Below are 13,774 nucleotides of genomic sequence, written 5' to 3' on the forward strand. Positions count from 1 at the left end.
GCTGAAGTAAACAGAAGGATGAATATGGCAGATATGTAGAGACTGGGTTTCAACAAGATGATCGTCCTTTCTGGTTTTATACTTTTGAGTTTATTTATAAACTCTATGGTTTATAAGCGGATTATATGACCTGATTTGTGGCATGTCAACAGCTTTTTATCCGAAAACACCCAAATTCAGATATGGAAAGGAACTGATTCAGACCTATGAAGGTGTACGGTGAATAAACGTAAAAACGACCTTTCTCAAAAGAAGAGAAAGGTCGTAAAAAAATCGGTAATTCGTATTTCATTATAAGCCGGTTAGCCTATTAATTTACGGAATAAGCTGCGTACAGCCCACTTGCGCTCACTTCGTTTGCGGTATTTGGGCAGAGAACGATAGACAGCAATCGACTGGTTAAAGGCTGCCGTGGCCTCATCCTTGCGTCCCAGCATTCGGTACATCAAGCCTGTCAGATAATAGCCTTCGCTGGAAGAGGACTGAATTTCCTGAAATTGCTGCAGATAGTGCAGCGCCTTATTTACGTCGCGTTCCTTGAAAGCTGCGGCCAAATGCAAATAGGGCTCACCATATTGCACCCGCGGGTTAATGTCTAGTGCTTTCAGTAAATGCTGTTCACCATCTTGCAGATGGCTCGTGTGTACTTCGGCCGTTCCTCGTGCATTCCAATAGTCGGCGGAATCTTCATAACGGGATTGAATTTCCAGTAGAAGCTCCAAAGCCTGATGATATTTCTTGCTTTCGATCCAAATACGAGCCAACTCGAACTTGCTAGCCACATCGTTGGTATTTAGCGCAATCTGCTGACGCAGCCGTGCCGCGTTGCGTCTTCTTTTCCAAGGCTTGCTGATGCTGGGCAGTACACCCACAAAGCTGCGATCCAATATGTAGATCACAATCAGCAGTACAAGCAGCGCGAGAAACGGGTTGCCAAGCAAACTCCATAGTAGAGAAAAAATGAGAAATTTCCCAATCATCCTGCTCTAATCCTCCTGTACATGTATCCATCCATACTTTCCACATTATAGCATAGGATCACTTCAAGGGGCATTAGCCAGATAATATTTGGAAGGGTGAGTGGATCGAGAAGAAGTGCTTCTATTTATGGTGCTCAATGTACAGTTTTACTAGAAAAGCGACTTTGGCACGATGATAGCTCCTCACCTTGATGGGGGACTTGTACGTGCTTTTGACATAACAATGGGCACACAGGTATGCCCCGTTGGAAATAATGATGGAATCCGTAGAATGGCAGAGTACACAACGTTCAGGTTGATGCTTGTGGAAATGTCGCATGTTCTAAGATTCCTCCTTGTATGTACATAAGCATCTATGATTCTTCCTGAATGCCAAGGTATTGGGATACGAGTCTTCTGTGTCGTTTGGCCTTTCTTGTGCCATGAATGAGATTGGACAGCCGGGAAGGGGGAATTTGATACAACTCGCAAAATGTCTGCTGATCCAACTGCCTTTCGACAAGCTTTTGCTTGATCGCCCATCCAAAGGGCGTTACAGGCTGTTTCTTATTGTTGTTCAGTGGATTCACCTTCTTTGTATTATTTACAGGGATTAGTAATGGGACAAATTGAACTATTACCATGATGCTCAGTTTACTTATTTATTGATTTTTTTAGAATACTATGAATTACCATAATTTTTGCTCTATATTAAAAATGTGAAAGGCGAATTTAGCTTGGTTATTATTGATATTTATTCTAAATTAGTTGTATAATCGGGTTGTTATGTAAAAAAACGGCACCCATGAAATATAGGTCAATTTCGTTGTCTGGTGTATTCCTATGCTAGGAGGAAGGTTTATGGAATATGCGATTGCAATCCGTACAGAAATTCGGAAGTGTATGCAAAAAAGAGGCTATAACTTGTCAAATTTCGCGAAAGCATCAGCTATCACCTCCAGTCATCTCAGTTCGTTGCTTAGTGAATGTCCGAGTCGACCATTATCAGTTCAGCATTTAGATCGAATTAATGCTACATTAGGAAACCCAGAGGGTTGCTTTTATGAGTTATATGTAGATGAATGTTTTTTGTCTGGTAAACCGCATCGTAGTCGTGTAAAGCCTTTTTTGTTGCGCTGCACTGAGCTTGGTAAAAAGGATTGTATAGAGCAAGTACTATCTCGTATGATGGAGGATTTGAATTATATCTCTTTAGTGTTTGAAATTGCTGAGGAGTTGTACGCCAAAGGGAACATTCAGGAAGCGCTTGTATTTTATGAATGTGTAGTGGAGCATGAAAGATATCAGCATTCCGAGCGTTTGGCAGTTAGTCAATATCGGTTGTTTCGGGCAGCATTGGGGAAGGATTTAGAAAAAAATAGAGATGCGGTAACCCGATTTGCACCTTTTCGTAATCGTTTACCTGTGAATTATCAGTTGGATGGATTATTACAGTTGGGAAGAGTCTACTACACTTTACGTGACTGGGATAGATTGGGGCAATATGCAGATGAATTACGCGGATTGATTAAGATAGTCTATCACGAACAAGTACAAAAAAAAGTAAGGAAACAAGAACATGTCTCGTTAAATACAGAACGAAGCCTTGTTGTGTATTGGGGGCAGGGGTATCTAATGAAGGCAACTGCTTGTGAGAAGCAAGGTTTGTATGAAGAATCCAAAAAATATATTAAAGGATACGCTGATTTAAGTTGGTTCGAAGATTTGGATGAACAAGGAAAGAGTGATGTGGAGCATTATAAAACGTTTGCTGTAGCCAACTCTTACACATTGGATATGCTTATGGGACATGCCCATAGTTTAGAAGATTATACCCAATATTTATTCGATCATCCGCATGAGGTTCTACCTGGTTTAGTAGTTATAACAGAAGCAGCAAATAAGTATGGATTTGCAATAGAAGATACGCTCGCTAAATTAACTAACAGAATGTTAAAGCGAGAGAAAGAAGAAGAAAATATCTACACTAGCTGGCGTTTGAATTTTCATTATCAGCTTGCTATTTATTTGTTGCGTAACGGACAGATTAGAGATGTAGCAGATAATATTTTGAAAATGCTGGAGGCCACCATCCTGCTTAATAATAGTAGTCTATTTATTCAGGGAATATCTCTTTTTGAGTCTTGCAAAGATCAAGTCAGCGAATTCCAAAGAAACGAGTACAGAAATTTGTTGGAAGTGGTTAAGGAAAACGAAAGTTTTGATCTTAGTCATCGTAATTATATTACTTTGTTGTTACTTGGACTTGATAAAACAAAATCAAACTTATTATAAGTACACAACCCACATAAACTACATAATGACATTAACCCTTGCCAACTTGTAGTAAGGGTTTTCTGTTTTCTAACTAATTATATTCTACTGATAACATAGTACAAAATCACCTTTTGCCGCCTGAACGCAAACCGCAAGGGAGGCGTTCGGCAAAAGGCAATCAGAAGATTATGAATGTGGTGCTCTGGGTGGCACCATCAGGAACACCATGGCGGGATCTGCCTGACTATTACGGGCCATGGAATCCTGCTGTTATTAGCTATCCGGTTCGTCCTAAAACAGCCTGCGGGCTGTTACGAAACGTTTCTGCCATTTCTCGTCAAACGTGTCAAAATGCACGCCGCGTTCTTTGGAAAATGTATGCAGCAATTTGTTGTTCCCTGCATAGATAGCCACGTGGCCGATCTCCAGCCCGCGTGCGCTGAAGAACAACAGATCGCCTTTGCGCAGCTCGTTCAGCCCGACCTTCTTGCCTTCTTTAGCCTGATCGTAAGAGGCACGGGGGAGGTCAATGGAGAGCGTATGTCGGAACACTTCCCCGACAAAAGAAGAACAATCAAAGGTCGATGTCTGGCCGGTTGCTGCGCCGAATTCATACGGAGTACCGAGGAATTTCTCCCCGTAGGCAATCAGTTCATCTCCCTGCTGTTCTGCCAGGGATGGGCTGGTATAATCGCTGTATTTTGGTTTTGCCGATATGTATCCGGTCAGGTTGTCTTTAGTGCGCACTTGCAGCCAGAGGGCATTGACCTCGCGGATGACATGAACCTTTTCGCCGGCTGGAATAAGCCGCAGGGAAGGGGAAGCTCCCGATGAATCCGGTTCGTTGCGCAGGTTGACCCTGGAAAGAACCGTTGTGAACAAATCGTTCCTTGAGACAATCCGGATCGTCCGGGCCAGGGCATCCCACTTGACTGTGCTCCCAAGCGCTTCGCTCACAAAACGCAGTGGAATCATCGTGTTGCCCTCAACAATCTGCCCGGGAACATTCAGGGATAGCGTATTGCCGTTTAGGATGGCAGCTCGTTCCCCGATGCGGTAGGTCAGCACCGTGTCGTTTTTGGTTGCCTTTACGGTTTTGCCGGGTCCGTCCCAGGAAAGCTTGGCTCCTTGCGCTTCAAACAACTGGCGCATGGGGACGAGTGTTGTCCCGTCTAGCAGCAGTGGCTGGGCGACAAGCTGAAGTGGATGGTCATCCACATAGACGGTCGTCACCGGAGTCAGCGGCACCGACTTCGCATAAGATGGGCTTGCTTGGAGCAGCGATACCGCCAGCAGAGTGAGTAATACTGTTTTGTTGATTGTCATGCTGTCATCACCTCGTTGTTAATGTGTTCATCTAAGTTGTACGAGGCTGCCTTCGATTAGTTGTGTGCCAAATATTGGGGCGATTCTGCAGGATACTCGTCAATGGCGTATTAAATAGCGCTTTGAAAACGAAGATAACAGGTCTTATTTTCAAAAAAAACAAAATAAACAAAAATAAAACAAAGTTATATCTGTGTTTCATTGTTGACATCAAAACAAAATAAAGATAAAATTACATATGTGAAATGTTTCACTCTAAGAGTAGTTCCGTATAAGCGAGGGATCAAGAAGTGAATCCTTTAGGAGGCCGATTTTTATGAGCGCACATGTATTTTTTGTACCGTCTATCAATCTGATGGGAAAAGGCTGTTTGCATGAAGCTGGACCGTATATAAAGGAACTGAATTTGAACAAAGCACTGGTCGTGACAGATAAGTTTTTGATGAAGAGTGGTATTGCGGGCAAGGTCACATCTGTACTGGATGATATTGGACTGGACTATGCAGTATATGATGAGGTCAAACCCAATCCGACCTGTAAAAATGTACATGATGGCGTTCAGTTTCTGCAAGAAAACGGCTGTGACTTTTTAATTTCCATTGGTGGAGGATCACCACAGGATACGGCTAAGGGAATCGGCATTATTGCTGCCAATGGGGGACATATCACCGAGTATGAGGGGGTTCACAAATCCAAGCATAAATCGCTGCCTATTGTCGCTATTAATACCACGGCAGGAACATCCGCTGAAATCACGATCAATTATGTCATTACGGACGAAGAGCGCAAGGTCAAAATGGTTATGGTTGACAAGAATAGTGTAGCTACGATTTCGGTCAACGACCCTGAACTGATGGTAGACAAACCCGCCGCGTTAACGGCAGCTACAGGACTAGATGCTTTGACCCATGCCATTGAGGCTTTGGTTACGCCAGGTTCCTATCCTGTAACCGATGCGACTGCGTTGGCAGCAGTAGAGATTATTTTTAATCATTTGGCTCGTGCGGTAAGTAACGGTCATGATATAGAAGCACGTGAGCAAATGGTATACGCTATCTTCCTGGGAGGGCTTGCATTTAATAATGCCGGATTGGGTTATGTTCATGCTATGGCGCATCAGCTTGGCGGCGTATACGATTTGCCTCATGGTGTTTGCAATGCCATGCTACTGCCGATTGTGGAGGAAGAGAATGCCAAGCATGTACCAGAGAAGTTTCGTGCCATCGCTAAGGTCATCGGTTTTGAAGATAAGGGGAAAACGGATAAGGAATGCGCAGATTATGTCATCCAAAGAATCAAAGACCTGTCCAAGGAAGTCGGGATTCCTTCCAAGCTATCTGAACTGGGTGTAAATGAAGTGGATTTGGATCTGCTTGCCGAGAACTCAATGAAGGATGCTTGCGCCCCGGGCAATCCGTTCATACCTAGTAAAGAACAAGTTATCGAGATGTTTAAGAAAATTCTTTAAATAAAAGCTGCAATTATTCGTTATATGCTATAAGGGCTGTCCCAGGAAATCCATAGAAATACACCTGGAACTGCCCTTTTTATTCGCATTTTTTTCTAAGAAATCTAAGAAATTTGAGAGGCTTGAGAAGACAACTAAAGATTTTGGAGAAGAGTTTGTGACGTCCTGCAAAAAACACTTGATATATATAGATGTCTATGTAATAATGCAGGTATGTTAAAAAATAATGCAGCTGCACTGATAGGAACGATCAGAGATTCGATCAATAAATTGATTGTGTCTGAGCTCGAATCCTATGGAGTTGAAGGGATTGTTCCTTCACATGGTGGAATATTAATGTTCCTTTATCAAAAGGACGGGCTTTCCATCAAAGAATTGACACAGAAAATTTCTCGCCAGCAGCCCACAGTCACGGTTTTGGTCGACAAGTTAGTGAAGCTGGGATATGTCGAAAGAAAAAAAGAAGGGGATGATAGCAGAGTAACCCTGATTTATCTTACCGCTAAAGGGAAAGAGCTGGAGCCTGTATTTGAAGTGATCTCCCATAAATTAAAAGAAACCATATACGGTGGTCTCAAAGACGAAGAAAAAGAACAACTGGAATATCTGCTGGAACATGTAAAAAACAGATTATAAATTTTTTTTAAATAAATGTATAGATATCTATATGAAAGACAAAATAACTTTAAAACATTTGGAGGTAATTGAAATGAAACATCTTATCGTCTATGCTCACTCTAACACTGAAAGCCTTAACCACGCTATTCTGGAAACCGTCGTAAATGCTTTGAAGGAAAAAGGCGATGAAGTCGTTGTACGCGATTTATACGCGCTTGATTTTCAACCTGTATTAAAACCTGAGGATACTGCCGCTATGAGAGCCGGACAAACTCCCGCTGATATCAAGGTAGAGCAGGAATACATCTCACAATCCGATACGATTACATTTATTTCTCCTATTTGGTGGACAGGTCTTCCTGCTATCCTGAAAGGCTATGTTGATCGTGTATTTGCCTACGGCTTTGCATATACGGCTGGTCCGGAAGGGATTCATAAGCTTCTTACAGGTAAAAAAGGTTTTATTGTAAATACACATGGTACACCGAACGAAATTTACGACAAGATCGGGATGACCGCAGGTCTGAAGATTACTTCAGATACGGGTATTTTTGATTTCGTTGGAATTGAGTCTGTCGGTCACTTGCTGCTGGGAAGTATCGGCTACCTTGATGAAGACGGCTATAAAGGACTACTGAAACAAGTCCAAGATACTGTTAAATCGGTGCTATAAAGTTAGTTTTTATTGTTCAAAAACGTAAGGCAGTCATCAGATGATGAGGTCAACCAGTCTCTACTGGTTGGCCTTTTCTTGTACATGCTAGTATTTCTCCAATATGGCCCAGACAATGGTTTGATCCAGCTTTTTATTTTTTGGGTATACAAACTTGGCTTTCGTCCGATTGGTTTTATCATAGTAAACGATGGCGTTTAGGCTTTGGGCAGAGTCGTAGCTTTGATCCGCGAAATGACTACCTAATTTATTTTTTATATCATCAAGATACAGAAATTTGTATCCGGCTAAGCTGGAAAATCCATTCTCGGATAAGGTTTGCAGTTTCATAATTTCTCCATCAGAGCTATAAACAATCAAGAAATTTTCAAAATACCTGTATTCGGCATCTTTGGTACGTTTATCGTTAAAGTCCCGATTTTTTTTATAGACAGTCAAATCAATATCCGCAATATTTTGGCTTAGAGCAATATTGTTTATTGCCAATTGGGTTAGATCCGTAGATTTTACTGACATCGCTGTCCATAGACCTTTGGTGAAAAATGCAGTCAAAGTAATAATGATTGCAATAAATACAACGATGCTTTTTTTGGAAAGTAACTTAACCATAGATTACGAGAGCTCCTTCAGAATAAGTAATAGTAACAGTAATTATTTTAGCACAAATATTGGAATAACTACTCTCGATAATATGAGTCGACGCCTGATAGTGGAGGAATTAGGAACTTTCACAAATAATTCATTGTTATTATCGCTCGCAATTCATTATAGTACATAGTATTAATAGTTAACTGTATGTATTATACGGAGGTTACTATGAAAGAAGTTGACTTAAGCGACCAGCTAAGAGAATCCGTTCAACGGATTTATAGTATGGAATTATTCAGTAGTCTGACAGCGCTTGTCCAAGGTGAAAACCATGTACTTCAATATTTGGTTCAGCATCGAGAGGATGAAATTAATCCTTCCTTACTCAGCGAACATCTGCATGTATCCAGATCAAGAATTACGGCAGCGCTTACGGGCTTAAGGAAAAAAGGGTATGTCACTATGGAGATGTCGGAGCAGGACAGACGACGGATGTGTGTAAGACTTACACCGGACGGTGAATCGTTGATTAAACAAAAGCAGGAGAGAATAGAAGGCTATTTTGAAGCGCTTGTAGCTGGCTTGGGCGAGGACGATGTGAAGGAATTTATACGGTTGATTGAGCTTTCCATGAGCATTATGAATTCGGATTCCACTGGAAAATAACATAAGATGAGGGTGTACAGAATGAGGTATAAAATAATAGCAGATAGCTGCTGCGACTTGACGACAGAACTTAAAGAGCGGCTGCAGATTACTACGATTCCATTAAACATGACATTGGGAGAGAAATGCTTCATTGATGATGACACGCTGGACTTGCCTCAGTTCATGGAAGAAATGAAAGCCTGTACAACCAAGATCGGATCTGCATCACCGTCACCCTTGCTTTACAAGGAGGCCTTTCAAGGCACGCATACTTCTTTTGCCATTACATTATCCAGCAACCTGTCCAGCTCGTATGCCAGTGCATTGGTAGGAAAAGATATGGCGGAGGAAGAAAACGGGGCGGATGTCCATGTCTTCGATTCGAAAAGCGCATCGGCTGGACAAGTTTTGTTGGCTCTAAAGCTTCGCAAGCTGATCGACGAGGGGTATCATAAAAGCGAGATTATATCTTCCCTGGAAACCTTTATCACGAAGATGAAGACTTACTTTGTGCTGGAAAACCTGGATAATTTGGTGAAGAACGGACGAATGAATAAAATTACGGGCAAGATACTTTCATTTTTGCATATCAGGCCTATTTTGGGTTCTGACGGTGACGGGAATATCGCTTTATTTACCCAAGCGCGCGGTCAGAATCAAATCATCGAAAAGTTGGCAGATACCATTGAAAAAAGTGGTCGGGATACCGAAGGGGAAAGCATCGTCATTTCTCACTGCAATAATCCCGGTCTGGCAGAAAAATTAATGAATGCATTGAAGAATCGTTATCAATTCAAAGATATTCATATTGTGTCCACCAGAGGGATCAGTTCGATGTATGCCAATGATAAAGGTATTATTATGGCTTTTTAAGCTATTCAGGGTTTATCCTCGCTCGATTGAGTATGGGATAAACCCATTTTTGTACACTGAGGCTTTGGAGAAGTTCAAGCCTAGCTCAACTTTCTAATGATGACAGAAGCGTTTACGCTGGTCTGAGTTCCCCCAGCCAATGTTTGCAGGGTAACTGGAGTGGCAGAGCTATGGTTTCGCAGAGTAAGAACATCCCCACATGCCAGAGCGAGGATGGCTTGCCCTGTGTTCTGCTGCGTGTCGGCTCCTGAACCGTATACGGTTCCTCCAGCCAGATTACCATTAATGTAGATGGCAAATTGATTAGGCTCTACACCCGACACAGAAAAGTGAACCTCATAGTTCCCTGCATCGGTAACAGCAATCTGCGCAGTCCCGGCAATATGCGTAATTCCAGGCGTAAGTATACCGTTCGTATCAAATAGGACATCCCCTTCAATCGGAACGGATTGAAGTCTTAGGTTGTAAATATAACCGAACTGCCTTGATCCGTTTGCTGCAGAATCCCCCTCCGTCCCTGAAGCGTCATTAGGAATATTTACACGCACAATTTGTTTTTGGACGATAATGTCCCTGCCCGGAAATTTTCGTTTTGGGCGGACTTTTTTCTTTGGGGGCTTTTCATCGAACTTTTTTTCAAGTTTATCAAACCAGGAACGGATAAAAACATCTTTTTTGCGGCCTTTTTTTCGTTTTAATTCAGGACGACCCAATGCAAACACCTCCACATGGTTTGTTGTATACTACTCCATTCATCTAGGAGAGGCATGGATATCTGTCCTGTGTTTCATAGGCAACGATCTATCTTTGGTTAAAAATAGGCCTTTGTATGAGGTATATTCGTCCAGGAAGTAAAATGGCGCCTTCGCTGTAGCCTTGGATTATTCCAAGGAACAGCCGAAGGCGCCGGCAGAGGCATGTATCAGGACGAAGCGGTTTGAAGCCGCTTTTTGCGCACGTGTAGGGCGTACAGAATGCCGCCAAGCAGGCACAGAATACAGGCGAAACCTGCCAGCAACCATGCCGAAGCGACTGCTCCGCCACGATCCATGCTGGTTCCAAGCCATAAGGGCAGCAGGGCCCCTCCGACTCCGCCTGCACCGATAAGCAGGCTGGTGGTGGATTCTTCTGTACCTGGCATCATTTTGCTGGCAAAAACGAGCGCGATGGAAAATATGCCGGACATGCCGAGCCCCAGCAGCGCAATTAGGACAAAGGCGCCAGCCGTGCCCTTGATCAGTGGGAACACGCACAGCAACAGGGTTGCTGCCAGCGAGCTCAGGGCGACAAAGACACCGTAGCCGTACCGATCGGCAATGTAGCCTGTGAACAGCCGCCCGAAGGCCATTGCCAGCCAAAAGCAGGTGACACTGAGTGCTGCTTCGGCTTGCGTGAGTCCCAGGCGCTCAATGAACATGGAGGGCAGGAAATTAGCCAGGCTCATCTCTGTCCCTACGTAGATGAAGAAAAAGACAACGAACAGCGCCAGCAGCCTCCAATTTCCTATAGGGCTAGCATTAGATGCCTTCACCTTCGGTGAATTAGAGGAGTGCGGATGGTTGTTCCCTCGGTGTTCCTGTTCGTCCAATACCGTGTCCAGCGTGCCGAAGGACCCCCGTAGCCAAGCTACGACTGCAATGGCTGCGAATATGGAAATAATGGGAAAAGCCAATCTCCACCAGCCGAGAGCAATCAACTGGCCGGCGATAGCGGGCATAGCCAGCGCACCGATTCCAAAGAAGACTTCCAGTCGGCTCATGGCTGCGCCTGTTCCTTGGGTAATACCGCTAATAACAATCGTGCCGATGAGCGCTTCTACCATGCCAAAGCCAAAACCAGCTGCTGCTCCGATGGCGTATAGCCACCCCCAAGGCGGCAGCAGTGAATACAGCATTTCCGCTGTACACAGCAGGAGTAGAGCAAATACCAGACTTCGGCGTTTGCCGAAATTCCGTGCAAGCCAAGGCGACAGCAGGACACCAGCCAGAAAGCCGGAAAATTGGGCGAAAATCAGGCTTCCGCCCTCCGTATAGTTCCTGCCGTAGTGATCCAGCAGCACAGGCAGCAGGGAACCTACAACCACATGTGCCAGACCGATCAAAAAATAAGACAAGCTGCCCATCCATAGCAGTCGTTTCATGTTGAACTCCTTTGATACCTAGAATGATAGCTCCAGCACTTGAAAGCCGTAGCCTTCAATGGAAATATCTCCTTCCAGAAATTCGCCGCTAATCAGCTCATTTCCTTTTTGGTCACCCAGATGAACATGTTGTACCTGGGCGTTATGATTCAGGATGAATAGATACGATTTTCCATCCTTGGAGCGTACAGTAGCTTCTACGCCCGCAGGAGCGCGCAGCAGGGATGCAATCCCTTTTTCCTCACAAATATAACCCAGCAGGCCATCCAGGAAGGATTCCTCAGGGTCTGAGGCGACATACCAGGCCTCACCTTGACCCAAACGATGGCGTGTCAGCACCGGCATACCTTGGTAGAAATCATCGCCATATTCGGCCAGCACCTCGGCACCTTCGCTGTGCAGCAGGTCACAGAGCATGCCGCATTGATATTCTCCCTGCAATGCACCCACCTTTTCTTTCATGATGATGCGATTGTGTGATTCCGGCAAAAGCGCGTCAATTTCTTCTACCCAAATCCCGAGCAGCTTACGCAGCTTGCCCGGATATCCGCCGGTTGTGACCAGATCGTTTTCATTGACGATGCCGCTGAAAAAGGTGGTAACAAAGGTGCCGCCGCGCTCCGTAAATTGTTCCAGCTTCTCAGCAGTGCCCGGCTTGACCATGTAGAGTACAGGCGCGATAATGAGATCATATTTCTGGAAATCTGTTTCTACGGAAATCAGGTCTACCTGCACGTTGCGCCGGAAAAGAGCCGCATAATACTTATGCACCTGATCGACGTAGTTCAATGCGACAGAGGGTCCACTTGATTTTTCCAATGCCCACCAATTATCCCAATCGAACAAAATAGCTACTTTGGTATCGACGGTCGCGTCAAGGAACCTGTCTCCTAATGCTCCAAGCTCGCTGCCAAGTTGTGCCACCTCGCGGAATACACGTGTGTTTTCATGGCCGACATGCTCAATCACAGCTCCGTGAAATTTCTCACAAGCACCGATCGAGCGGCGAAGCTGGAAGAACATGACCGTGTCTGCGCCATGGGCAACCGCTTGGTAACTCCATAGCCGCATGATCCCGGGCTGCTTGAGTGAATTATATGGCTGCCAATTTTGCTGGCTCGGTGTTTGCTCCATGAGCATAAAGGGCTGCCCATCCTTCAGACCGCGCATCAAATCGTGTGCCATCGCGGTATAGCTTACAGGGGTATTAGCCTGCGGATAGCTGTCCCAAGACACAATATCCATGTGCTTAGCCCATTTGAAGTAGTCCAGTTGCTTGAAAAAACCCATCAGATTGGTCGTTACCACAGCATGGGGAATGTGCTTTTTGATCGCGTTATATTCCAGCAGATAGCAATCGAGCATACTATCCGAATTAAAGCGTGCATAATCAAGGGAAATTCCTTGAAAGGTGGAGTGATTTTCCCCCCAATGCTCACTTAGATTATTGGGAGGCACAATTTCATCCCAATCATAAAAGGTGTGACCCCAGAAGGAGGTGTTCCATACCCGGTTCAGTTCTTCCAACGTCCCGTATTTTTGCTTGAGCCACACCCGGAACGCGGCAGCGCAGTTGTCGCAATAGCAATCACCGCCGTATTCATTGGACACGTGCCACACGAGGATGGCGGGATGATTTTTGTAGCGTTCGGCCAATCGGTCAGCCATATGCTCCGCGTATTTACGATAGGTTGGACTGTTCGGACAGGAGTTGTGGCGGCCGCCGAATTTCCGCTTGCGTCCGTCAGCATCGACCCGAAGAATGTCCGGATAACGGGTAGCCATCCAGGCGGGGTGTGCTGCAGTGCTAGTAGCAAGACAAACGAAGATACCGCTTTCATGAAGACTGTCAATCAATTGATCCAGCCATTCAAAATGATATGTGATTTCGTCCGACTGAATTTTGGCCCATGAGAATACGTTGACTGTGGCGATATCAATCCCTGCCAGCCTGAACATCCGTAAATCCTCCTGATGTGTGGCCTCATCCCATTGCTCGGGATTGTAATCTCCACCATAAAATACTTTAGGAAGTTTGCCGCTTATCATGCCAATCACCTCTATATATAAGAATAATTCTATCTTATAATACAAGTAACGGCTTTTAAATATAATAAAATGAACTTCGATATAACAATATGGATCTACAAGAGAAATACATACCCGCATACGCCGGAGGTGCTTTTATGATTTTGACTCCCCAT

The 13,774-nt window shown here is 44.4% G+C and carries 14 protein-coding genes; 7 read left to right on the forward strand and 7 right to left on the reverse strand.

All coding sequences use genetic code 11. The annotated features are described in order from the left end of the window. Positions 1-302: 302 nt before the first annotated feature. Positions 303-980 carry a tetratricopeptide repeat protein gene (locus KQI_RS0102365; protein WP_010345094.1) on the reverse strand — a complete coding sequence of 226 codons (678 nt, stop codon included), beginning with the start codon at positions 978-980 and terminating at the stop codon, positions 303-305. A gap of 353 nt (positions 981-1,333) precedes the next feature. Further along, the gene (locus KQI_RS29120; RefSeq protein ID WP_138984789.1) at positions 1,334-1,540 is read right to left on the reverse strand and encodes a hypothetical protein; all 207 of its coding nucleotides are present in this window, start codon (positions 1,538-1,540) and stop codon (positions 1,334-1,336) included. 280 nt (positions 1,541-1,820) lie between these two features. On the opposite strand from KQI_RS29120, the gene KQI_RS0102370 reads away from it, so the two are divergent. Together KQI_RS0102370 and KQI_RS29750 are read left to right on the forward strand one after the other, a co-directional pair. Beyond that, a complete protein-coding gene (locus tag KQI_RS0102370; protein WP_010345096.1) occupies positions 1,821-3,254 on the forward strand; it encodes a helix-turn-helix domain-containing protein in 1,434 nt (477 codons plus the stop codon). Between the two features lie 113 nt (positions 3,255-3,367). Continuing rightward, positions 3,368-3,646, forward strand: coding sequence for a transposase (locus KQI_RS29750; protein ID WP_080572108.1), 279 nt, complete (start codon positions 3,368-3,370; stop codon positions 3,644-3,646). Here the strand turns inward: KQI_RS29750 and KQI_RS0102375 are convergent. Further along, positions 3,528-4,562: a C40 family peptidase gene (locus KQI_RS0102375; RefSeq protein WP_010345098.1), complete on the reverse strand. Its 1,035-nt coding sequence runs from the start codon at positions 4,560-4,562 to the stop codon at positions 3,528-3,530. The two genes, KQI_RS29750 and KQI_RS0102375, sit on opposite strands and share 119 nt — an antisense overlap. Positions 4,563-4,878: 316 nt before the next feature. Between KQI_RS0102375 and KQI_RS0102380 the strand changes: the two genes are divergently transcribed. From KQI_RS0102380 to KQI_RS0102390, 3 genes are all read left to right on the forward strand, one after another. Further along, a complete protein-coding gene (locus tag KQI_RS0102380) occupies positions 4,879-6,030 on the forward strand; it encodes an iron-containing alcohol dehydrogenase (protein WP_010345099.1) in 1,152 nt (383 codons plus the stop codon). 213 nt (positions 6,031-6,243) lie between these two features. Further along, positions 6,244-6,666: a MarR family winged helix-turn-helix transcriptional regulator gene (locus KQI_RS0102385; RefSeq protein ID WP_010345100.1), complete on the forward strand. Its 423-nt coding sequence runs from the start codon at positions 6,244-6,246 to the stop codon at positions 6,664-6,666. Positions 6,667-6,739: 73 nt separating this feature from the next. Continuing rightward, positions 6,740-7,321, forward strand: coding sequence for an NAD(P)H-dependent oxidoreductase (locus KQI_RS0102390; protein WP_010345101.1), 582 nt, complete (start codon positions 6,740-6,742; stop codon positions 7,319-7,321). 87 nt (positions 7,322-7,408) lie between these two features. Here the strand turns inward: KQI_RS0102390 and KQI_RS0102395 are convergent, their stop codons facing one another. Continuing rightward, entirely contained in the window at positions 7,409-7,930 is a 522-nt protein-coding gene (locus KQI_RS0102395) for a type 2 periplasmic-binding domain-containing protein (RefSeq protein ID WP_010345102.1), read from the reverse strand. A gap of 207 nt (positions 7,931-8,137) precedes the next feature. Here KQI_RS0102395 and KQI_RS0102400 point away from each other — a divergent pair, with 207 nt between their 5' ends. Together KQI_RS0102400 and KQI_RS0102405 are read left to right on the forward strand one after the other, a co-directional pair. Next, the gene (locus KQI_RS0102400) at positions 8,138-8,575 is read left to right on the forward strand and encodes a MarR family winged helix-turn-helix transcriptional regulator (RefSeq protein ID WP_010345103.1); all 438 of its coding nucleotides are present in this window, start codon (positions 8,138-8,140) and stop codon (positions 8,573-8,575) included. A 21-nt stretch (positions 8,576-8,596) separates the two neighbouring features. Beyond that, positions 8,597-9,430, forward strand: coding sequence for a DegV family protein (locus KQI_RS0102405; protein WP_010345104.1), 834 nt, complete (start codon positions 8,597-8,599; stop codon positions 9,428-9,430). A gap of 80 nt (positions 9,431-9,510) precedes the next feature. Here KQI_RS0102405 and KQI_RS0102410 read toward each other — a convergent pair whose 3' ends face one another. The 3 genes from KQI_RS0102410 to KQI_RS0102420 form a co-directional block, all read right to left on the reverse strand. Continuing rightward, a complete protein-coding gene (locus tag KQI_RS0102410) occupies positions 9,511-10,143 on the reverse strand; it encodes a hypothetical protein (protein ID WP_010345105.1) in 633 nt (210 codons plus the stop codon). Between the two features lie 209 nt (positions 10,144-10,352). After that, positions 10,353-11,570 carry an MFS transporter gene (locus KQI_RS0102415; RefSeq protein WP_010345106.1) on the reverse strand — a complete coding sequence of 406 codons (1,218 nt, stop codon included), beginning with the start codon at positions 11,568-11,570 and terminating at the stop codon, positions 10,353-10,355. Between the two features lie 18 nt (positions 11,571-11,588). Further along, the gene (locus tag KQI_RS0102420; protein ID WP_010345107.1) at positions 11,589-13,619 is read right to left on the reverse strand and encodes a beta-galactosidase; all 2,031 of its coding nucleotides are present in this window, start codon (positions 13,617-13,619) and stop codon (positions 11,589-11,591) included. Positions 13,620-13,774: the final 155 nt, after the last annotated feature.

The sequence above is a fragment of the Paenibacillus peoriae KCTC 3763 genome (genome assembly GCF_000236805.1).
GTDB classification, from domain to species: Bacteria; Bacillota; Bacilli; order Paenibacillales; family Paenibacillaceae; genus Paenibacillus; species Paenibacillus peoriae.